The 23,285-nt window shown below is 35.5% G+C and carries 18 protein-coding genes and 1 other annotated feature; of the genes, 5 read left to right on the top strand and 13 right to left on the bottom strand.

Annotation, left to right across the window (positions count from 1 at the left end):
- Positions 1–8: 8 nt before the first annotated feature.
- Positions 9–1,130, bottom strand: a complete 1,122-nt coding sequence (locus RCG20_RS00525; RefSeq protein WP_308182296.1) for a sensor histidine kinase — start codon at positions 1,128–1,130, stop codon at positions 9–11.
- Between the two features lie 105 nt (positions 1,131–1,235).
- Positions 1,236–2,270, bottom strand: a complete 1,035-nt coding sequence (locus tag RCG20_RS00520) for a Delta(5) desaturase DesA (protein WP_308182294.1) — start codon at positions 2,268–2,270, stop codon at positions 1,236–1,238.
- 281 nt (positions 2,271–2,551) lie between these two features.
- Between RCG20_RS00520 and RCG20_RS00515 the strand changes: the two genes are divergently transcribed.
- Complete coding sequence (locus RCG20_RS00515) at positions 2,552–3,463, top strand: DMT family transporter (protein ID WP_308182293.1); 912 nt, start codon at positions 2,552–2,554, stop codon at positions 3,461–3,463.
- A gap of 424 nt (positions 3,464–3,887) precedes the next feature.
- Positions 3,888–5,111: an MFS transporter gene (locus RCG20_RS00510; RefSeq protein ID WP_308182292.1), complete on the top strand. Its 1,224-nt coding sequence runs from the start codon at positions 3,888–3,890 to the stop codon at positions 5,109–5,111.
- Between the two features lie 272 nt (positions 5,112–5,383).
- Here RCG20_RS00510 and ilvA read toward each other — a convergent pair whose 3' ends face one another.
- The 4 genes from ilvA to RCG20_RS00490 all read right to left on the bottom strand — a co-directional run bounded on the left by ilvA (position 5,384) and on the right by RCG20_RS00490 (position 9,559).
- Positions 5,384–6,652, bottom strand: a complete 1,269-nt coding sequence (ilvA, locus tag RCG20_RS00505) for a threonine ammonia-lyase IlvA (RefSeq protein WP_308182291.1) — start codon at positions 6,650–6,652, stop codon at positions 5,384–5,386.
- A 54-nt stretch (positions 6,653–6,706) separates the two neighbouring features.
- Positions 6,707–6,957 (bottom strand) — a binding site (T-box leader).
- Positions 6,958–7,185: 228 nt separating this feature from the next.
- The gene (locus RCG20_RS00500; RefSeq protein ID WP_308182290.1) at positions 7,186–7,794 is read right to left on the bottom strand and encodes a hypothetical protein; all 609 of its coding nucleotides are present in this window, start codon (positions 7,792–7,794) and stop codon (positions 7,186–7,188) included.
- Positions 7,794–8,723 carry a hypothetical protein gene (locus RCG20_RS00495; protein WP_308182289.1) on the bottom strand — a complete coding sequence of 310 codons (930 nt, stop codon included), beginning with the start codon at positions 8,721–8,723 and terminating at the stop codon, positions 7,794–7,796. The genes RCG20_RS00500 and RCG20_RS00495 overlap by 1 nt, the downstream gene beginning before the upstream one ends.
- 737 nt (positions 8,724–9,460) lie before the next feature.
- Complete coding sequence (locus tag RCG20_RS00490) at positions 9,461–9,559, bottom strand: putative holin-like toxin (RefSeq protein ID WP_308182288.1); 99 nt, start codon at positions 9,557–9,559, stop codon at positions 9,461–9,463.
- Between the two features lie 286 nt (positions 9,560–9,845).
- On the opposite strand from RCG20_RS00490, the gene RCG20_RS00485 reads away from it, so the two are divergent.
- Entirely contained in the window at positions 9,846–10,997 is a 1,152-nt protein-coding gene (locus RCG20_RS00485) for an SLC13 family permease (RefSeq protein WP_308182287.1), read from the top strand.
- 294 nt (positions 10,998–11,291) lie between these two features.
- Here RCG20_RS00485 and RCG20_RS00480 read toward each other — a convergent pair whose 3' ends face one another.
- The gene (locus RCG20_RS00480; RefSeq protein WP_308182286.1) at positions 11,292–11,456 is read right to left on the bottom strand and encodes a DUF5316 family protein; all 165 of its coding nucleotides are present in this window, start codon (positions 11,454–11,456) and stop codon (positions 11,292–11,294) included.
- A 908-nt stretch (positions 11,457–12,364) separates the two neighbouring features.
- On the opposite strand from RCG20_RS00480, the gene RCG20_RS00475 reads away from it, so the two are divergent.
- Positions 12,365–12,688 (top strand): BC1872 family protein, encoded by a 324-nt coding sequence (locus tag RCG20_RS00475; RefSeq protein ID WP_308182285.1) that lies wholly within the window; start codon positions 12,365–12,367, stop codon positions 12,686–12,688.
- A gap of 639 nt (positions 12,689–13,327) precedes the next feature.
- Here the strand turns inward: RCG20_RS00475 and RCG20_RS00470 are convergent.
- On the bottom strand, positions 13,328–15,271 hold the full coding sequence (locus RCG20_RS00470; protein ID WP_308182284.1) for a CoA-disulfide reductase: 1,944 nt from the start codon (positions 15,269–15,271) through the stop codon (positions 13,328–13,330).
- A gap of 137 nt (positions 15,272–15,408) precedes the next feature.
- Positions 15,409–15,705, bottom strand: a complete 297-nt coding sequence (locus tag RCG20_RS00465; protein WP_308182282.1) for a rhodanese-like domain-containing protein — start codon at positions 15,703–15,705, stop codon at positions 15,409–15,411.
- Between the two features lie 525 nt (positions 15,706–16,230).
- Between RCG20_RS00465 and tnpB the strand changes: the two genes are divergently transcribed.
- On the top strand, positions 16,231–17,433 hold the full coding sequence (gene tnpB / locus RCG20_RS00460; protein ID WP_308182281.1) for an IS200/IS605 family element RNA-guided endonuclease TnpB: 1,203 nt from the start codon (positions 16,231–16,233) through the stop codon (positions 17,431–17,433).
- Between the two features lie 49 nt (positions 17,434–17,482).
- On the opposite strand, the gene RCG20_RS00455 is transcribed toward tnpB, so the two are convergent.
- The 4 genes from RCG20_RS00455 to RCG20_RS00440 all read right to left on the bottom strand — a co-directional run bounded on the left by RCG20_RS00455 (position 17,483) and on the right by RCG20_RS00440 (position 23,018).
- Positions 17,483–18,349 (bottom strand): proline iminopeptidase-family hydrolase, encoded by an 867-nt coding sequence (locus RCG20_RS00455; RefSeq protein WP_374120497.1) that lies wholly within the window; start codon positions 18,347–18,349, stop codon positions 17,483–17,485.
- Between the two features lie 180 nt (positions 18,350–18,529).
- Positions 18,530–19,429 (bottom strand): acetamidase/formamidase family protein, encoded by a 900-nt coding sequence (locus RCG20_RS00450; protein ID WP_308182280.1) that lies wholly within the window; start codon positions 19,427–19,429, stop codon positions 18,530–18,532.
- A 207-nt stretch (positions 19,430–19,636) separates the two neighbouring features.
- Complete coding sequence (locus tag RCG20_RS00445) at positions 19,637–20,569, bottom strand: D-2-hydroxyacid dehydrogenase (RefSeq protein WP_308182279.1); 933 nt, start codon at positions 20,567–20,569, stop codon at positions 19,637–19,639.
- A gap of 460 nt (positions 20,570–21,029) precedes the next feature.
- On the bottom strand, positions 21,030–23,018 hold the full coding sequence (locus tag RCG20_RS00440) for a methyl-accepting chemotaxis protein (RefSeq protein ID WP_308182278.1): 1,989 nt from the start codon (positions 23,016–23,018) through the stop codon (positions 21,030–21,032).
- Positions 23,019–23,285 lie beyond the last annotated feature (267 nt).

The raw sequence follows: 23,285 nt of genomic DNA, 5'->3' as shown, positions 1-23,285 counted from the left end.
ACCACCTCCTATTCTGATAATTTTACCATATTAGGAACCTTTATGATTAACGTCATACCCTGCTGAGATATGATCTCAAGACTTCCGTTAACAAATTCCATGCGTTCTCTCATTCCTAACAGTCCGTTCCCTTTATTTAAATCTTCATCTTTAACACTATTGGGTCCGTCATCCCGAATGGTCATGATACTCTCATCAGGAGTTTGCTCAAGAGTGACAAAACAGGTTTGTGCCCCGCTATGTTTTACAACATTTGTTATTGCTTCTTTTAAGCACATGCTTAGGATATTTTCTGTTAAAAGAGATACATTCGATAATGTGAAATCTTGATTAGAAACAAATTTAATTTGTGCTGCTTTCAGAATCTGCTTGACGCGCACGATTTCGTCCTTCAATCGAATTCCACGCATATTAGCAACCATTTTCCTTACTTCATTCAAGGCCGTTCTTGCCGTCTGCTGAACGTCTTTCAATTCTTCCCTAGCCTTTTCAGGGTTAGTATGGATTAACTTTCTGGCAAGATCACTCTTCAACCCTATTAAGGAGAGCTTTTGTCCAAGTGTATCATGAAGATCTCGTGCAATCCTTTGTCGTTCTTCCTGTTTAACAAGTTCTGAGATCCGTTTGTTTGCATCCTCAAGTTTTTCTTCAAGTTGTCCGCGCTCTTTACGAACCCGAATACTAAACGGGAGCAAAATGACGCTGATTAAGATGATCAAAACAAATGGCAATTGCTTTAAAAAAATATCTGTGTGCAAAACAATTTTAAAATTAATCGCAATTGACGTAAAAACCAAATGGATAAAATATAATGTCAGGAATGGAACACGATCTTTAATATTGCCAATTAAATAAGCCAGAAAAAATGCGAAGTAAACATAGTTGAACAGGGTCATCAACGCAATAGATAGGCAAATGAGTATACATGTCCATAAATAAACGAGCCAGCCTTTAGAAATAAAAGCAAAACGGTAAAAAATAAAAAATAGGATTGTTAAAGTAACCCCAATGAAAATCGCTATCCGAGACGAAGACTGGGAAATAAAATAAAACGGTAAGATGCTTAGTACTGTCCAAATATATGGAGAAATTCCAGTGCTTTTAAGGACTGTGCGATATTTTTTTAGCATATTCGAACCTCATATTAATTCAGCTTTTCTTCTTTATTTTACCACAAAAGGCCATTCCGTAAAAACTCCCCTTAAAGCGATAAGGGGAGTTACTTAATGATGCGATTATAACTCTGGTTTCACCTTTGTCCTAATTCTTGCAATGGACCTGGACTTGATATCATTAAAACTTACAAAATGATGATTTTTCTCGTCCCAAAGGCGAAAGTGAAGCGAACGCAAACTTGAGGAAAGTGTAACAACTGGTACGTTTTGTAATGGTTGTGTATTTTTGTGTGCTGCTTCAAGTCTATAATTAGGAACCCTCGGACTTAAGTGGTGAACGTGGTGGAAACCAATATTTCCTGTAAGCCATTGTAAAAGCCTTGGAAGTTTATAATAAGAACTTCCCTCTACAGCTGCTCTCACATATTCCCACTTTGTATCTTCCTCATAATAAGAATCTTCAAATGTATGCTGCACGTAGAATAACCAAACTCCCACAGAGCCTGCAATTAGAAACAACGGCGCATGGACTAACAGAAAGTTTTCCCATCCGATTGTCCAACACAGAGTTCCTACAATAACCATAATTAATAAATTGGTAATATAAGTGTTAATGCGTTCCTTCAATCTCGCGCCTTTTCGATTAAAACGGTTTTTCAAGAGAAAAACGTAAATAGGTCCTAAACCAAACATGACAAACGGATTACGATACATTCTATAGGCTAGTTTGAGCCATAGGGGTGCATCTAAATATTCCTCCACCGTAAGAACCCAAATATCTCCTGTCCCACGCTTATCAAGGTTTCCGCTCGTTGCATGATGAACAGAATGCTCGTGTCCCCATTGTTCATAAGGGAAAAAAGTTAAAACACCCGTAATCATTCCAATTAGTTTATTTGCCTTTCGATTTTTAAAAAATGCATAATGAGTACAATCATGAAAAATAATGAATGTCCTCACAAAAAAGGCAGCAGCAAATACAGTTAGAATTAAAGTTACTGCATATGAGATGGATAGGCTTTTGTATGCTAAATACCAGAGCAAGAAAAATGGCCCAATCGTGTTGATCAGCTGCCAGACACTATCTTTAGTCGTTGCTTTTTCATATGGCGCAATTTGCTTTTTTAAAGTTTTAGAATTATTTTGTAGGGTCATATTTGTAGTTTCCCCTTCCTCCATGTTATTAATACTTATTATAGAGAAATAATAAGTATTAATGCAGTAGTAGGTGTCATATAGGGAGTATGATGAATGTCATGTAGAACAAATCAATCAGGAATGATAGTTAGCAATAATCTCACAACTATTTTCGCCGTATGTAAGAGGCATTTATAAAATTCATCAATTTTATTTTTATTTTAATGCGCTTATTCCGATTGTTTGGTAAATTTATAGAAATAAACATTTATTTATTAGATGAATTTCGGAGGGGTCACATGCGTTCTCAAGGTGCATCTTTGCCACACTCAAGGTCAAAAGGAATTATTTTAGTGCTAATAGCTGCTCTTTTTTGGGGGGTTTCGGGTACAGTTGCCCAATACCTATTTCATCAGCAAGGCTTCAGTGCGGAATGGCTAGTCGACATCCGGCTTTTATTTTCAGGTGTTATTTTGTTACTTTTTGCCTATACAGTAAAGAAGCAGAATATTTGGAGCATCTGGAAAAATAAACGAGATATCTTAGCCCTTATTTTGTTCGGGATATTTGGAATGCTAGGCGTCCAATATACATATTTTATTGCTATTCTGTACGGAAATGCTGCTTCAGCAACTGTCTTGCAGTATCTTGCCCCTGTTTTCATAACTTGTTTTTTATGCATTCAAGCAAAGAAATTCCCAGCTAAATATGAGATATTTGCAGTATTATTGGCCCTTATCGGGACATTTCTGCTTGTGACAAATGGAAATATACAAACCTTATCCATATCTAAACCAGCTTTTTTCTGGGGAATCCTCTCAGCCTTTGCTCTTGCCTTTTATACCCTTCAACCGGGCGGTCTTCTTTCTAAATGGGGCTCATTGTTAATTGTAGGTTGGGGTATGTTAATTGGTGGAATCGGCTTTAGTTTTATTTCTCCTCCATGGAAATTTCAAGGCCACTGGTCGGTGCCTTCGTTATTTGCTGTCTTATTTGTTGTCATTTTTGGAACATTAATTGCTTTTTTCTGTTACTTGGAAAGTACAAAATATATTCGGGCTTCTGAAACGAGTTTGCTAGCCTGCGCTGAGCCATTGTCGGCAGCATTTTTAGCCGTAGTCTGGCTTCACGTTCCATTTGGTTTAGGTGAATGGATAGGTACCCTTTGCATCATCCTGACTATTTTTCTATTATCCGCTGTTAAACAATAATCTATGGGTTACAGATACCAACATCCACTTAGATGGATTTGGACATCTGTAACCCTTTTCCCCTTTTATCCACTGAACGATATATTTCTTCTATGTTAATAGTTCAAGTTGAAACCACAAAATCTTAAAATCTCATTAAAAAATAAAAATTGCTAGAATTAAGTTTTGAGATTGGAACTTAGAATAAGAAAGGAGTATTATATGTTTGTAGAATTTTCAATTGGATGAAATGGAATAATATGCATAACTTTCAAAAAGTTGCTAGATTACAACATAATATACATATCGCAGATCTCCTTTCAATTTGTTGATTGATTTAAAAGGATATCAAAAGCAATTTTTTTGAAACCATTTCATCTATAAATTCACTAAAATGGAGGTGTAAATAATCAACTTTAGTTAACATAAAGGGGATTTTAACAACATGAGTTATATAAAACGTGGTACAAGGAATTTTCGAATGGCAAATTTAGCATTATTTGCTGGCGGATTTAATACCTTTGCCATCCTTTGGAGCACTCAACCATTGCTGCCAGAGATTGCGAAGGAGTTCCATGTATCTCCAGCCGTATCTAGTTTAACCGTATCAGCTGCAACAATCGCATTAGCGATAAGTATGCTATTTGTTGGATCATTATCAGAAGTGTTTGGACGTAAGTCAGTCATGACGATTTCTTTACTGGCATCTTCTGTAATAGCCATTTTAACAGCATTTAGTCCAAATTTTCACTACTTGCTTTTTTTCAGAATCTTGCAAGGGATTGTTTTAGCGGGATTACCTGCCATTGCCATGGCATATTTAGGGGAGGAAATTGAGCCTCCAAGTCTAGGGCTTGCGATGGGTTTATATATAAGTGGAAACTCAATTGGCGGAATGAGTGGACGAATCATAAGTGGGGTTCTAACGGACTATTTTGATTGGAAAATTGCCCTAGTTGGAATTGGTATTATTAGCTTAATTGCTAGTTTATTATTCTGGATGACATTACCGAAGTCAACCCATTTTAAGCCCCGTGAATTTGAAATAAAAAAACTAGGAACATCACTTCTAAGTCAATTCAAAGAACCAGGATTATTATACTTATATGTAATCGCATTTTTATTACAAGGTAGTTTTACAACCCTCTATAATTACATTGGTTTTCAGCTATTGGCACCGCCGTATTCGTTAAGTCAAACACTCGTTGGTTTCATTTTTGTTGTCTATCTTGTTGGTACATTCAGTTCCACATGGATGGGAATGCTTGCAGACCAACATGGGCGAAGGAAAATTTTACAGGTGTCACTTATAATCCTTTTAGTTGGTGCATGTTTCACATTGAATACCAACATTTGGTTCAAATTTATTGGTCTAGCCATCTTTACCTTTGGCTTTTTTGCAGGCCATTCCATCGCAAGTGGGTGGATTGGAAAAATTTCAACACATGATAAAGCGCAAGCATCATCATTATATTTATTCTTTTATTATGCAGGATCAAGTATAGGCGGCACAGCTGGCGGAACCTTCTATAGTGGCTTTGGATGGGTTGGAGTAATTGGCATGATCATCTGCTTTGCGATGATAGCCATCTTAATATCCGTTCGATTGTCAACAATTACAAAGAGGCGTCTTCAACTTTCTCCTATGAAGCTTCATTTGAAAAGTTAAGACTATAGATTTATAAAATCGAAAAAAATCGAACATGCTTCATGCATGCCCGTTTATATAATAGATAATTTATAAGAGTTTTAATACCCTTGCAGAGGGCGTTTAAATAGGAAAATAATCCACCTGAGTTAGTGTGACTCAAGGGTGGATTATTTTTTTAGAAAGATCTGTTAAACGTGCCTGTTGATTTTCTCTGCTGACCGCTCGCTTTCCGTGGGTGGTTCGGGAGTCTCCTCGGCACTAGTAATGTTGATTGCGATTTTAATAGTCTATTAAACCAACATCTGAAACAAAGAGTTATCCTTATTCACTTCAACATAGTAAAAGCCTTTGCTCTTAATTCGTTCCATTAATGGAAAGTAGTCCTCTTTGTCTTTCAATTCAATTCCTACTAGTGCAGGTCCTTTCTCTTTATTATTCTTTTTCGTATATTCAAATCGATTGATATCATCATTTGGTCCAAGCACATCATCTAAAAATTCACGTAAGGCACCTGGGCGCTGTGGGAATTGAACAATGAAATAATGCTGCAGGCCTTCATAGATCATCGAACGTTCTTTAATCTCCTGCATACGGCCAATATCATTGTTTCCCCCACTCACGATACAAACGACTACTTTCCCTTTAATCTCCTCAGCATATGTATCCAATGCTGCAATTGACAGTGCCCCTGTTGGCTCAACGACAATTGCATTTTCATTATATAAGGATAAAAGTGTTGTACAAACTTTCCCTTCAGGAACAGCGACAATATCGTCAATGAGTTCTTTACAAATGCTATAGGTCATTGAACCCACTGTTTTCACAGCTGCCCCGTCTACAAACGAGTCAATTTCATAAAGTGAGGTTACTTCCCCTTTTTCAATGGATTCTTTCATTCCGGAAGCACCCATTGGCTCTACCCCGATCAATTTCGTTTCGGGTGAAAAATTTTTAAAATAGGTTCCGACACCAGACATTAGCCCGCCGCCCCCGATAGCCCCAAAAAGATAATCGATTTGTTCCTGACATTCATTTAATAGTTCAACGGCAATAGTCCCTTGCCCTGCAATAACATCAACATCATCAAATGGGTGGATGAAAGTTCGGAATTCCGTTTTACTGCATGCTAATGCTTTTTCATAGGCATCATCAAATGTATCTCCAGTTAAAACAATTTCGACATTTTCACGCCCCCAAAATTGAACTTGCCTCACCTTTTGTTTTGGAGTAGTACTTGGCATGAAAATTTTACAGTGAATATTCAGTAGCTTGCAGGTGTATGCAACACCCTGAGCATGATTTCCCGCACTAGCACAAATAATTCCGTTTTTTACCTCTTCTTCGCTTAGTTTTTTAATCCGGTTATATGCCCCACGAATTTTAAAAGAACGAACACATTGAAAGTCCTCTCGTTTTAAATAGATTTTGCACCCATAGCGTTCAGATAGTAATGAATTGTATTGTAATGGTGTAGGTGAAATTACCCCCTTAATCGTTTGACTTGCAACGATAATATCATCTACATGAAAGGACTTTTCGTTAGCTACCTGTTGTTTCATCTTCGATTTCCTCCCTTTACTCTATTTTTAAACAACAAAAAACCCGCCCCATGGAATAGGGACGAGTTTAACTCGCGATACCACCCTACTTCCGCAATCAAAAAAACGATTGCGGCTCTCGATAAACATACAAGTACATATATGTGTTCCATTTTAACGGCGGACTGTTCCGGCAAAGCCTACTCTCCCATTTCAGCAATGCATCTCAGAGATGATTTTCAAATAGGTCCTGCCATCGACTCCCACCAGTGTCGACTCTCTTGTGAACAAAGACCATACCCTACTCTTCTCGTCATTGATTTTCGTGTTAAATTATAGGAATAAGAGTAACACTGCAACGTTAAGTAGTCAATATATTTTATTTATTATTATTTTTGTGAATATTCATTAGCACAAGCATATTTCTGAATTTTTAATAATTATTGCAAATGGGCTTTTTTGCCTCTCCGATCATGCAATAGACGGTTCCATCTTAGGGGACACGGCTATTAGTGAGAATAATCCACAATATACACGAACTAAAAGTGAATGTCCTAAACCTTAATGTCAACTTTCGTACCAACACCAGGTGCTTCTGGATTTATATTCTCTTGAATTTTCATATATCTCCTTAATAATACTAAGAAGATAATTTCCACAATCGTTGAACTTACAATCATGATAGAGGTGATTGCCTGGAGCATGTTTGTACCTACATTCATCGTAAAAGACTGTAAAAAGAAATTGCTCAGCATAACGACAATATAAATATGGAACGTGGTTGTTGTCCTCTTGACCAAAGCTATTTCAGAACGTTCATTTACAAGTGAGAGCATAATTTTAAAAATATAAAAGACAAGCATGATTTTTAATACTCCAAGAGCATTCATATAAATATTCCATCCATCTAAGGGAAGGATTTGGGCAAATTCATTAGCTTTGCCATTTTGATAAATAAAGATAGTTGGTAGCGACACGAATATTAATACCATCGCCATAGCTTGAGCTTTTTTGCCTACCAATGTACCCTTTGATAGCGCTTTGATGCCTAAAAAGATTAACAAATAACCAAGCGGATCGGGCAATAAATCTACCTTAATTATATGAATCTCAATAAAGATTAAAAAAAATCCCCAAAATAACTTACTAAAATTTTCTTTCATCATTTGCCCCTCCCTTGTGCTGCGATAATTTCATCAACGTCTTTTTGTTCAAGGTAAGGATGATCTGTTATAGGGATTTCACTTGTAAATGAATGTCCACTTGCGGTGGTACCATGAATTTTCAAGCTATATTGTAAGTAACTGTGCTGATTAGGATTTATAAACATGATTAACCGCATCCATTCACCTTTTTCAAGGTTAAATGGAAATAGAGTTTCGTTAAGTGAAATGCCATGAGTCTCTTGCCAATTCTTGCGCATGCTATCATTGAACCATGCTGGCAACACTTTATCCTTGTTAAGTAAATCCAACTCATTCATCTGATCCGAATTTACTTTAATTGCGACATTTTTCGCTAATTCCGAAAACGGAGTGGTAATATCCTCTATCTTCACTTTTTCAGTGGCAGCAAACTCTTGCTCTTCGCGGTGATCATTGCCGCTGGAACCCATTCGAAATTCAAGTGGTGGCTTCTTTTGTGGTTCAAGGAAAATGTTCACTTTACCAATATCAACGGTCATGACAGTTGAAGTATCAAATCCAACCTCCATTTTTTCAAAGGTCCATGGTCCAGTCGATCCCTCTGCAATAGGCAAAGATTGTCGAGGGAAGTTAATCGTGAAGGATTTAAGATATTGATGCTTGAACTCCTGATCATATTGTTGAATGTCGGGGTTCGTCCACGAACCATCATCTATTGGGTAAAATTCAATCCCATCTATCCTCACATATTGGACATTTATAGGAGATTGCTTATTTACTAAGTAATAAAAAGTTAATTGAGCTTCCCCTTCTTTAGTAATGTAAGATTCATAGTAATGCTTTAAAAAAATGGGTTCATCAAGCTGCTTTGATAGAAAGTATGTATAATTGCCGCCCCAACTGATCAGTATCACGAAAATTGCCAACCAAAAATGTTTTTCTTTCACGTTATCCTTCCTCTTAATAAAGAAATTTCCATTAAAGAAAACTCGCCCGCAAATGAAACTTTATTTTTCATACGAAATTCAAAAAAAGTGGTGATGCCTGAGTTTCCTGTCGGGTCACATCTTAGGCATTCTAGACTTATGTTATATTATAGGGAAAATTTACATATATAGCACTAAATTCTATTTAGAAAAACCATTGTTGATGTAAAATTAATGAAAGAATGGCCCCGAAAAATGAGTTGAGCCACCGAGTTTTGGACTAGAAATCTACCATACAAAGAACAAAAAATAGCTGAGTTAGTATATAGTGTAATGAAAGATATTCCGCAGGTACTAGAGAAAAAGAAGGTTATAAAAATGGCAAATCCACCAAAAATCGGATGAAGTATTTCTTATTATCCTTCAGTCCCTGGACTGGCATTTTAGCTGAATAATTCAAATGATCCTATGAAGGTAAATCAAATTTTTCTGCAGGTAAACAGTGATTTTTCGCGGGTAACAGGGAGAAATCTTATAAAAGAATCTATTGCCTAACGGCTTTCCAAGAGATGAATGTTGTATAATAAATGACAGAATGACTACTAATTCAATTTCTTTTTTGCTCCGTAATAGGTATAATAGTATTCACTTACAGCATAAAATAAAAAAGACCAGACATGCACTAACATGTCCGATCATACAATAGACGGTTCCCTTTATGGGGGTCGGCTTACGAGTGAGAAAATCCATCTGAGCCTCTAACTCAAGGGTGGATTATTTTTTTTTGTTAAATGATTATTGGCTACGACCAAACTTCCAAATGCAATCGTAATCATTAATGTTTCAAATACTGTCATTCAGCATCACCCCCTTTCTATGGGAGTGTGCCGACCACCCTTGAGAAAACCTATTCTATTACTCTTTTATTATACCACTGTTATGATTAAAATAGAACATATGTACTGTGTACTAATCATTATATACATTTGCTGAAAGATTTTTATACTTACTCAATATGTGTTGCGAAATACCTGAACGTTGGAACTATTGACATTGTGATGTTTTAAATTTATGGTAATCTTGGTCCACTTTTTAAAGTTTTTTTTGTAAAAATGTAGTATTAGAGATTAGCGGTGGTGTTTTATGAAAGAGCTTGTATTGACGAGAAAAGAAAAAAAGATAGATTTGAATTTTGGCTTCTTAAAAAAAGATCTGGTATTTACGATTTCACTTATTTTAGCTACCTTAAGCTGCTTTATCCATGCACCAAAACTGCACTATATTGATTTTAAGGTATTAGTAAGTTTGTTTAATCTAATGCTTGCCGTTAAGGCATTTGAGGAGCTTAAACTATTAGACAAATTTGCGGTTGCGATCTTAAATAAATGCACTAATAGCAAAAGGATTTCAGCTATTCTAATTTTTTTATGCTTTTTCACCTCGATGTTCGTAACAAATGATGTAGCCTTAATTACGTTTGTACCATTAACACTTATAATCAGCAAAAAAACACATCTAAATATGATAGAGACGATCATTCTTCAAACGATTGCAGCAAATATCGGAAGCAGCTTAACCCCAATGGGAAATCCGCAAAACTTGTTCATCTTTTCATACTATGGAATAAAGCCGCTGCAATTCCTTTCGACTGTCTTGTTTGTAGCAGTTGTTGGAATGTGCGTATTGTATTTTCTTATTAGTAAATTGAGAAGTAAAACACTAAAAGTAAATCTTCCTGTTATTGTAATAGTTGATCAAAAAAAGTCATTTGTTTGGGGAATTGTATTTTGTATCATTATTGCTTCAATTCTAGGGGTAATAAGTTACCAGGTTGCATTCCTTATTACAATGGTGACGGTATGTTTCCTTGATAGAAAACTATTGCTAAAGGTTGATTATTTGCTGTTACTAACATTTATATGTTTTTTTATTTTTATAGGAAATCTTTCAAACATAGCTTTGGTACAATCATTTGCAAGTGAACACCTGAAAGACTCCACTGCCGTCTATTTCAATTCGATCCTTTTAAGCCAATTTATTAGTAATGTCCCTGCTTCCATCCTTCTAGCTAAGTTTACAACAGATTGGCATCCATTATTGATTGGTGTGAATTTAGGGGGGCTTGGTACGATTATTGCTTCTCTTGCCAGTGTGATTTCATATAAATTGTTTATTCAAAAATACCCAAGTGAGAGCAAAACTTACTTAATAAAGTTCAGTATTTACAACTTTTCGTTTCTGTCGTTTTTAACGATCGTTCAGTATTTTTTCTTAAAAGTTCTTCATATCTTTTAATGGTATTTTTGAAAGATTACTATTGGAGCTTCATAGTAACCGTGAATGAAAAAAAGTAGAGTTCACGGCACTAGAGGAAGTGATGAAATCCCAAAATCAGTAAATGGTGGGGGAAAAAGTCTTTCATACGGGTGATGAAGGCCCAAAATCAGTAATTAGTAGAGAAAAAAGTCCTTCATACGGGTGATGAAGGCCCAAAATCAGTAATTGGTAGAGAAAAAAGGCCTTCATACAGGTGATGAAGGCACAATATTAAAAAAAGTATAGAATTCCTGAAATGCCAAAAGCAATTATTCAAAGAAGACCCGAAATTCCTGCTATTTTGGTTCTAAATCTTCTTTCTTCAGTTGATTCTGTATTAAAATTGGCTCTTTGCCGATCCCTGTCTGTCCATGCACCAATAAATATTCCCGATATAACGATACAAACGCTCCCAGCAATTGGAAAAAATTGAAACATAAAAACTCCCCTCTTCTTTATAAAGACGTTTTCCTTTTAACATTCATTCACAAAGATAACCAACCCATATTCGTTACTTTAAAGAAAACTCGCCGATTGGCGAGCACCTAAGGGCGGTGATTAGTCGTAGTTGCCCTTATACGCTAGCAGAATGTATGGATATATATTCTGATTAACTAAAAAAACGCCCCTTCGTTCTTGAAGCATCACAACCTAATAAAGATTAAATTTATATAATGTTCCATTGCCTTTATTAGACCAATTAATAATTCTAAAAAAGAAGCTTTCCATTTTACAGGTTGGTGATTATTTTTAAAATATAGATACAACATGGTAAGTAAGAAACCAGACGGTAGCCATAATTCGAATTTCCCGTCTTTTGTATATTCCGTATATAGCGGTTCAAACCATGTACATAGCCAAAAATATAAAAACAAAGTATATCTTCGATTTTCAAGTTCCTTACTCCAATTATATAAAATTACCATACTCACAACGTATAGGACTGAAATAATAAATGAAAAATTCATTATTATTAAGCCAAATTGGATATGACCTCGCCCCCCTGATTTCCTTATAAGTTATATTTTACCAAATGGACGCTTCTATTTGAATTTATCTTTTCGACTAAACCTCACCATATTTTAACAAAATCAAGAGAAATCTCAATTTACATTCCATATTCAAAAAATTTAAAAAATGACAAAAAAAGGGTAGTCGATTTTTAAAATCTGTTATATACTATTAATAATTAAAATAATCTGTTATATAATACAAAAAGCAATTATGAGGGCATTTGAATTTAACATGCAAGGTGACTGCCTTCAACTGTACTAGAGTTTGGGTAGGAAGAATAACGGTGAAAAAAATGAAAAGGGTAAAAAAATTGAGAAAAGGGGTAATGGGATATGATCAAAACAGACTCAATAGCTCGTAAAATACTAGGTTGGAAGTTAAATAGATGGGACAGATGGTTTGATTATGAAAAAGGTATTTTCATTCATGATTCTGAATTTCAACCCGAGAAAAACCTTGATCATGCGATGCTAATTGTTGAAAAATTAGAGAAGTTTGGATATAAATATACAACAAATGGAGTGTCAGAGGTTGCCTTTAATGATGTACGGGAAACTGGCGAAACGTTGGCACAAGCAATCACAAATGCAGCCTACACAATCATTACTAATCACTCAAAAGTTAATAGCACAAGAATATGGCAGCAATTATGCTAACAAACGCATGATGCCTTTATAACGAGATTATTTCAAATTCTGTAAATAAATAACGATAATTGAATGTATTCATTAGGTTAAGTAACGAGTAAATGAACAAACATGTCTATATAAAGAAAAAAATGGCTTGGAGATAACACTCCGAGTCATTTTTTAGGAAAAACTATGCGAATTCAAAAGTTTGACTTTATTTGCACCTCGCCAGAACCCATTACAACCTTCACTCGATTTCTTTTTTTAAAATCTTAAACTTGAAGCACCTTAAATTGACCCCCACCAAATAAACTCTTTATATAATCAATTTTGGTGCGTTCAAAATAAACTTGATCTCTTTCATTAACTAAAAATTGAATTCCATCTTGTTCCGTCATTTTATCGGTTTCTAAAGCTGACTCTTCCAGAGCCAGACGAAGCTGTGGACCCCCTCAACCAATACTCATTGATAAACGGATTAATGGCGTTTTTCCTTCGCTGATGATGTCTTGGACTTCTTTTGTAATTTCGGTAATTGCTGCGTGTGTTATTTTAACCATTATAATACCTCCAGCTATTTATAGAATTTGGGACTATTTTTTCAAATAAAACAGGAAGAGTATTTTATATTACCATTCCTGTTTCCAATAGTATCTGCATCTTTTCTTAATTCTTTTTAATCCAAAACTTTATGAGTGAACCATCCTGTTTTGTTTTTAAGATAGTATGACCAGTATTCTTCGACCATGCTGGCAGGTCAGTTAATACACCATTGTCTGTCGCATGTAGTTCTAATACTTGCTCACTTTTAAGTAAATCAATATTTGTTTTCAGTTGTTCAATCGGCATTGGGCAAGTAAGTCCAGTTACGTCTACAAAAGAATCAACTTTTATATCATCTTTGTCTTCAATAACTGATTCACCTAATTCATTTGCTGCTGTTTCGACATCTTTACGTATGTTACTTCCGAAAACAGAGGAATATGTTTTCCAACCGCCATCAACATTCTTCACATCAAAGCCATTATTTTTTAAAATTCTGCTTGCTAAATACCCTCGTAAACCAACTTGACAGCTGACATAAATCGTCTGATCTCTTGGAAGTTCTTCTAATTTATTTCGTAAGTCGTTTAAGGAAATATTTTGTGAACCTTCAATGAATCCAAATTCACGTTCCATCGGTTCACGAACATCGATTAATAATCCTCCGCCTGCAACAATTTCATCCACTTCATGCCACTGAACCTGCTCCATCTCACCTTCCATAATGTTTGATGCAACATAACCGGCCATGTTTACAGGATCTTTTGCAGAGGAATATGGTGGCGCGTACGACAATTCTAAATGAGTCAGATCTTCCACTGTTAATCCACCCTTAATCGCTGTTGCAATAACATCAATCCTCTTATCAACACCATCGGCCCCAACTGCTTGTGCACCAAAGATCTTTCCAGACTCTTTATCAAAAATTAACTTTAATGAGATGGAGGCAGCACCAGGATAATATCCTGCATGAGAACTTGGGTGAATATGAATAACTTCATATGGCACTCCTAACCGTTTTAACGTTTTCTCATTGTTTCCAGTTGCAGCGACAGTAAGGTCGATTACTTTTGCAATGGAAGTCCCAAGAGTTCCTTGGTACTTTTCTTCTTTTCCCATCATGTTATTAGCAGAAATGCGTCCTTGGCGGTTAGCGGGTCCAGCAAGTGGAATCATCGCTTTTTTACCATTAATGTAATCAACTACCTCGACCGCATCTCCAACGGCATAAATATCTTCGTTAGACGTTTGAAGATATTCATTAACAACAATTCCACCGCGCTCACCTAACTCTAATCCTGCATTTTTTGCCAATTCGTTTTCAGGTCTTACACCAATAGACAGAATCGTCATATCTGTTTCAATTTCTTTTCCATCTGATAAAATTACTTTCTTTCCATTATCAGCAAATGATTGAACACCATTTTCTAAAATTAGATGAACTCCCTTTTCTATTAAATGGCTGTGTAATATACTAGCCATTTCAATGTCAATTGGGGCCATAATTTGATTCGACATTTCAATGATAGTAACTTCAATTCCTCTGTCGATTAGGTTTTCAGCCATTTCAATCCCAATAAATCCGCCACCAACAACGACAGCTTTTTTAGGATTTTGCTGATCAACATAATTTTTAATTTTGTCTGTATCAGGAATATTTCTTAACGTAAATAGTGTTTCGTTCTCGTTCAATCCTGGAATTGGCGGCACGATTGGTCTGGCACCAGGAGATAATAATAACTTGTCGTACGTTTCTTCATACTTTTCTTCGGTTTGTAAATTTTTAATAGTTACAGTTTTGTTTTCAGGATCAATAGCTATTACTTCACTTAAGTTGCGAATATCCATTCTGAAACGTTCTGACATTCCCTTTATAGTTTGAACTAAAAGCTTGCTTCTATCTTTGATCGTTTCCCCAATGTAATAGGGTAGCCCACAATTGGCAAAAGAAATGTATTCGCCACGCTCTATAAGAATAATTTCCACATCTTCGCTAATTCTTCTTAACTTTGCCGCAGCTGTAGCGCCTCCAGCAACTCCACCTACTATGATAACCTTTTGTGTCATATAGTTTCCCCCTAGAGAATATTTAGCTAGCAAATAATCTTTAAAATAAACTTTAGCTGATAACGTTTGAAAAACATGCATAAAAGTCTTCTTACTCTACATTATACCTATTAGGGTATTAGAAAACTCAAAAAAATTTATTCAACATTGCCTTCCCAAGCAAGCATGCCACCAAGCATGTTTATTACGTTAAATCCTTTACTTTCAAGGAATTGTGTGGCACGAGCACTACGACCACCTGAATGACAAACAATGATATACTCTTTTGTTTTATCAAGTTCATTCATTCGTGTTTCAATTAATCCTAAAGGAATATTTACTGCACCTGGAATTTTCCCACCAGCAACTTCATCGGCTTCTCGTACATCAATAATATTTAATGACTTTCCTTCATTTAATAAAGCATCTACTTCTCTTGCTGTTGTATTTTTCATCGTATATTCCTCCTAAGCGTATTTTCATTTTTTATTTAAATTAATAATACTTACAAGTCCAGTATTTCAGCTACAGTCTCCTTAATTACGTTTAAGGAACTACGCTAACAAGGATTATGTTATACCCCTAAGGGTATATTGTCAATACTTTAATTTGGAGTTAAGAAAAATTATGTAGTATCAATTCTGTAGTTATTGGGCCACTTACCTTTCCTCATTAAAAAACAATAGCCACTTACTCAATTTCCTATGTGTTCTGCGACAGTCCAATAATTGTAATTAACAGTATGAAATAAAAGATCAGACATGCTTGTAACATGTCCGATCGTGCAATAGACGGTTCCCCGGTTAAGGGGGAAGGTGATCCACCAGTGCCGAAAGCTCAAGGGTGGATTATTTATTTGGTTTATCTTTTTTTATGATTGGTCGAGAACACTCGTGACTTCAGTCGGGAGATGAATCGACTATTTTTTCGTTGCTATCTACGAACATATGTGCTATGATTTGTTTTGGGAGGTGATACTAATGCTGATCAATAAATCCTATAAATTTCGACTTTACCCTAACAAATCTCAAATTATTTTGATTAACAAAACCATTGGGTGTACTCGTTTTGTGTTTAACTTTTTCCTAGGCAAACAAAAAGAGAAAGATGCCTATTGGTACATAGTTGAAGAAATGAAACAAAATGGCCAGCTGCCAGATAATAACTGGAAAGGTGATTTCTTTAATAAATACGATTCCATCAAAGCCATCTGTGAATTAAAGAAGTATTACCCCTTTTTAAAAGAAGTGGATAGTATTTCTCTCCAAAAATCCGTAGAAAATTTAAATGACTCCTATAAACGCTACTACACGAAGCAAAACCATACACCCAAATTTAAGTCAAAAAAAAATAAAGTACAATCCTACACCACTAAACATACGAATGGGAATATTGCCGTTTTGGACAAACACATCAAATTACCAAAACTAGGGATGGTTCGCTTTGCCAAAAGCCGGGAAGTTGAGGGCCGGATTCTTAATGCTACTATTCGACGTAACCCTTCTGGTAAATACTTTATCTCTATCGTCGTAGAAAAAGATGTACAAAAATGGCCGAAAACCAATTCCACAATTGGGGTGGATTTAGGACTGAAAGAATTTGCGATTCTGTCAGATGAAACTCCCTATCCTAATCCTAAATTCTATCGAACAATAGAAGAAAAGTTGGCAAAGGCCCAGTGTATATTGTCAAGAAGGCGGGAAATGGCTAAAAAACAAAATCGCCCTCTTTCAGAGTCGAAAAATTATCAAAAGCAAAAGAGAAAAATAGCTCGGATTCATGAAAGTATTGTGAATGCCAGAAAAGATTACTTGGACAAAGTTTCAACCGGAATAGTCAAAAACCACGACGTGATCGGGATAGAAAATTTGTCTGTATGTAATATGCTTAAAAATCACCATTTAGCAAAATCAATCAGCGACGTTTCGTGGTCACAATTCAGAACCATGCTTGAGTATAAAGCCAAATGGTACGGCAAACAACTCGTAGTTGTGGCACAAAACTTTGCAAGCAGTCAATTATGTTCAAAATGTGGATATAAAAATAAGGACGTCAAAAATCTTGATGTGCGCGAATGGGACTGTCCCTGTGGCGCACATCACCAAAGGGACATAAATGCTGCACAAAATCTTAAAAACGAAGCGATAAGAATTTTAACCGCAGGAACTGCGGGGTTCGCCTAATCAATTAGAAACCAAAAGGTTTTTGTACTTAGGAATCTCGTGACTTCAGTCATGAGAGGTTCAATAAGAAGTCCCCTATTACTTGCAGATACTCAACATTTTCTTCAAGGTATGGCATATGAGCACTATTTTCGAATACATGGAATTCTGAATTTGGTGTAAGGCTGCTAAAATATTTTGTTGATTCAGGTGTTGCTTCATCAAAACGACCACATGTAAATAGAGTGGGAATAGTGATTTCCTTCAATTGTGAAGTGCAATCAAAATCTTTGAGATTTCCAGTAACATGGAATTCAGACGGCCCCCACATAATATTGTAAATCTCGGGATTTTTTAAATGAGAGTTTTTTGTTAAGAATTCTGGCAAAGGGTTGATTCGACAAACAAAATTATTATTAAATTCCTGTGTTGCCTCTTTATAATCCTTAGAATCAGTCGTTCCTTCTTTTTCACATTTAGTTAACGTTTTTTGAATCTCTATTGGAAGTTTTTTGCGATTACGATCCTGATCTTGCGCCCAAAGAGGAGCACTAAGACAAGGACTTGAAAAAATAACACTCTCGATTCCGACTGGCTTTGATAAGCAATAGGCTGCGGCAAGTGTTGTCCCCCATGAATGACCTAAAATATGTACTTTATCAAGTGAAAGAGCATCGCGAACTTGAGCTAACTCCTCAACGAAACGATCGATATGCCATAATGATGGATCCGTCGGTCTGTCCGATTTTCCACAGCCTAATTGGTCATAAAAAATAACGGGTCTGTCTTTACTTAGAGCCTTCAACCCTTGCATAGAATGGTGTGAAGAACCTGGTCCTCCATGTAGAATAATAACAGGTGTTCGATTTGCGCCATTATCAAATTTTTCATACCAAACCCTGCCACCAGTGACTTCGATATACCCTTCTGTATACATAATTTTTTCCCCCTTGTTAAAAACCTATTTAAAATACCTATCGGATGTCATAAGGCAATTTTATCACTAATGGTGTAATACCTAGACAAAATCATTAACCCAGAGGCAACAACAGTTGCATAACCTTAAAATAAAAGTAACCACTTTCCTAATACTCGATTTAACATAGGAACAGCTCCACTATTTTAGTGTGTATTCATATTGATCTAAAATCCACTGTGGAAATTCCATTCGAGCAGTCATTAAAGGGTCAACAACCTGACAAATTCTTAGATCACCGACTAGAGAAAGCAACATTCCTGCCTCATCAATACCAATATCAAGATGTTCAACTAAAAACTGGTGCATATGGATAGTTGCCATTTTTGCCGCTTCATCCAACGTTTCCGCAGAAGCAATCGTAATCACCTTTTCTTTATCTACTAACATTGGAAGTGGTAATGATTCGCCTTTTACAACACTTACTTTTACCTCTACCTCCCCAGGTATTTCAAGGCCACAAACAACAATTTCTCCATCTCCCATGACTGCATGTAAATCTCCCATAGATAACAAGGCCCCAGGTACATTGACGGGTAAATACAATGTCGAACCTTTAATAATCTTCTTACAATCCATATTTCCACCATGTGCTCCAGGTGTACCTGTTGGTATTTCTTCAGTTGCTGGAGCTGTTCCAATTACACCAATCATTGGCTTGATCGGAATCTGAATTTTATCATTAAAAATAGCCTTTTCACCTTGAATGAAAATCACTTTTGTTGTTTCACCAGTGACTATCTGACCTAAAACACCAAGGTTGGGTGCAGTTGTCATAACCCCTTGGCTAGCAATCTTAATATCTAATATTTCTACTTTTAAAATATCACCTGGTTCTGCACCATTCACAAATAAAGGTCCCGTTGCAGGATTAATCTTATTCCAACCCACTGAACTAAATGGTTGATCCTCAGTTAGAATTTGATTACTAAAACAATCATAGGTTTCAAATACGATTATTGCATTTGAATCTACACACATGACAGGTATATTCTTTGCGGACATAAGTAACACACCTTTTTCTTTAGGTATCATTTCCATGAAAAGAACCACCTTCCAATTATTTAGAGTCCCAAACTATCGGTACAATATATTTGTATTTTTAAATTATAGTACTAATCGTTTAATGAATCGGCCTTCATTTGTAAACATCTAAAAGTAAGTAGTGCAGATGAATTTAAGAAAAACACCTAGATTGGGCGCAGTTGTCATAATACCTTAACTAGTTTTGAATCATACATTCTGTCATTAAAACCCTTTTTTACTATCAACCAGATTTTTTAAAGGATTATTGTTTTCAATAGTAGTTAGGGTATCAATAAAACATTGTACTGCTTCCTCTGGGGATGTTATCGCTGAAATATGTGGTGTAATCGTTACATCCTTCCGATTCCATAAGGGATTCGTCTTATGCAGAGGTTCATGTGAAAAGACGTCTAAAATGGCATGTTTTAAGTTTCTCTGATCCAAGGCTTTCAGGAGCGAGTTTTCATCAACCGTGGCTCCTCTCCCTACATTAATAAAGATTGCTGCAGCAAGGGCATTGAATATTTTTTCATTAAATATTTTGTTTGTAAAATCAGTTAATGGTAACGTATTAATGACAAAATTAGCTTTCTTTAAAGGCGTGACATCACTTGCGATTGGGTAAACCTTTTTAAAGAACTCTTTTTGTTTCCCACTTAACGACACTCCATATACCGTCATCCCTAAAGTATCGAACAACTTTGCAACCTCTTGACCAATCATCCCAGTTCCGTAAATGATGACCGTCTGTTCGTGTAAGGGCTTGGGAGCGATCTGCCGCCATTCCTTTTGGTTTTGAAGGCTTTCAAACTCATGATGAAATTGAAGATCTTTAAGGATATAACTCAAACAATATTCTCCTATTTTTTGTCCAAATGAACAAATTGTTCGAGTTAAGAGAACATTATTATTCCAATCTCTTTGATGTAAAAAACTATCAACCCCTGCACCAAATGAATGAACCCACTTTATATTCGTTAACTCAAAGACGGGGCTTGGTTTAAAAGATGCAAAAGCATCTGCCCAATGTAAATCATCCACTGTCACATCATCTTCATGTAGAAAACGAAAGTTCTTTTCGAGCTTTTTTCCTTCAAAGATTGTTTGAATTTCTTTATAAATCCTACCTGTTATTACTATATTATCTATGATCAAGTCTCCTACCACCTTTTGTACGTTAAAATACGTTTATTGCCTAAATCCGTGCTTTCCTTTTTCAATATTCGACACTTTTCCCACCCTAAAATATAGACTATTTTACATTTCTATATGAATAGTAAAATAACCTTCTTAAATAATGGCTGTTTTCGCATAGATTGTTGTTTTTCGTACCTAGTCTAAAAGCCCGAAATAGCAATAGTATCGTGCTCTTTTCTTAAAACTTCCTACGGTTTTCATCGGTAAACTGGAATCCCATTCTAATTTAGTTTCAACTAGCAACAAAGTGTAAGAAAAGAGCCTAAATAATAAATGCATCTTCTATTGCAGGGGCATAAAGTAAAACAAAAACGAAGCACACGTCTGTATGCTTCGTTTCATTTATAGCATTAACCTAAAATGGTCGATCTAATCCAGGTAAATGAGTCTATTTAACTCTAAAATCTACCAAACACGCTTATAAATGAAATTGCCTAACCTCTTTTTGCATTTCCATTGCAAATCCTTCTAACTCAAATGCTAATTTATTTAGTTGTTCCATTGATGCTGTTGTTTGTTCGATTGATGCAGATACTTCTTCTGTACCGGCTGCTGTTTCCTGACTAATGGCATTTAAGTGATGTGTATTCTCTATCAATAGTTCTTTTTGCTTGACCATTTCTTTCATACTAATCGTCATTTGTTCAAACATTTTGTAATTTTCACTAATGTTTTCATTAATAGTAGCAAAAACGCTTTCTGTTTCGTTAACAGCACTTCCTTGCTCCTGGAAAAACGCAGTTGTTTGTTGAATGAGAACGACGGTATTACCCGTTTCTTCTTGCATTAGTTGAATTATTTTAGATATTTCCTGCAATGAGTTATTCGTTTGCTCGGATAGTTTACGAACTTCATCTGCTACAACAGCAAATCCTTTTCCATGTTCACCGGCCCGAGCTGCTTCAATTGCTGCATTTAATGCTAACAAATTCGTTTGACTTGCGATCCCGGAAATTGTTTGAACAATATCTTTTATTGAATGGGAACGAGTATTGAGATTGTTAATAGCTATCTCCATTTTTCTCGCAAGCTGATCGGAATGAGTAAATTTATCTTGAAGAATATGAATTGTACTAGCCCCTTCTTCAGACGCTTTGAACATATTTTCTGATTCCTCTTTAATTTGACTGGACATATCTTCAATGTCTTTAATTTTAGACGAAAGCATGTTGGATGCTTCTACATTGGTTTGCACAAGTTCTGTTTGATTCGTAGCCCCTGCCGCAATTTCTTCCATTGTTGTTGCAATCTCATTTGAAGCTGCGGTATTTTCTTCAGCACTACTAGCCATTAGTTGTGAAACATCTGTTACCTGTTGGGATAAAGTAGATACTTTTGCAATAATTTCTCGAAGCTGCCCAACCATTGCATTAAAGCTATTAGATAACAAGCCAATTTCATTATTTTGTTTAACTTCAAGGGAAACAGACAGATCCCCATCCTCTACACTTTTCATTGTTTTTTGGAGTGCATGAATAGGTTTTGTAATTAATCTAGTTACGATAAATGACACAAGGATGGAGAATGCAATAACCAATAATAAAGTAATTAAAATCGGCACCAATATCTTTTCGCCCTTACTTTCAAATTCCGATTTATTTACTAAACCAGCAATTTTCCAACCAGTTGTAGGGTTAACTGCGTATCCGAATTCCCGATCTTTACCTTCGAAAATTTCGTTCACAACGCCTTCTTTTGCATTCATCTTTTTATAAAACGCTTGCTTTGATAAGTTCTTTGTAATCATTTTTTTATCAGGATGAGCTAAAATGACCCCATTCTTATCCATTAAAAAGGCATAGCCTGTATCACCAATATGAGTTTTATTTATCATGGTTGTCAATGTTTCTAGAGAAATATCTATCGCCATGACCCCAACGACTTCATCCCCTTCATATACCGCTTTTGCAGCACTTATAACTGGCAGATGTGAAATTGAATCTATATAAGGATCGGTCCAAATGATCATATTTTTATGATCGATAGCATCCTTATACCATGGTCTATCCCTTGGATCATAATCCTTTGGTAAGTCTGCATGAGGATACAAAATCATTTCTCCGGTTTTTCCAGTTCCAAAGTAAATATTCATGATAGCTTTATCACTTTTTGCCATCTCACCGAAATCCTTTAGAAGAGCGTCCTTATTTTGATCATAAGTCTTAATTTCATCCTTGTTTGCGAAACGATTTACCGTAGATTTCATGTTATTGAAAAATATTTCAAATCCCTCATTGGTATTTTTTAATTGTTCCTTAACCGTTAATGAAAGTTCTTTGGTAGTTGTAGTAACACTATATGTATAACTAATATAAGCAATACTTGAACCACCGATAATGATTAAAAGTAAAAAAGGGATCAGTATTTGCCTTTGTAATCTCTTTGTAAAAACACCGCTGAACTTCATAATATAACCTCGCAATCTATTAATTATTATAATATTTATAATATTAGTATAAGTACTAATGACTTAAAGAACAACATAATATTTTAAATTTCGATGAAATTCGACAATTGCCAATAAATGGACTTTTCTAAAAAAACATGTCTATTTCCAGAGACTATTTAATGAAAACAACATTTGGAACATTCATGTAAAATTTTCGCTATGTACGTAATCCAAAAATCACACTAGATGGGCTATTGATATATCACTAAAATTTTCTGATATAGC

Origin of the sequence: Neobacillus sp. PS3-40 (assembly GCF_030915485.1) — a bacterium.
GTDB lineage: Bacteria > Bacillota > Bacilli > Bacillales > Cytobacillaceae > JAUZPL01.
The sequence above is the reverse complement of the archived record's forward strand: the minus strand, read 5'-3'. Positions and strand labels throughout refer to the sequence as shown.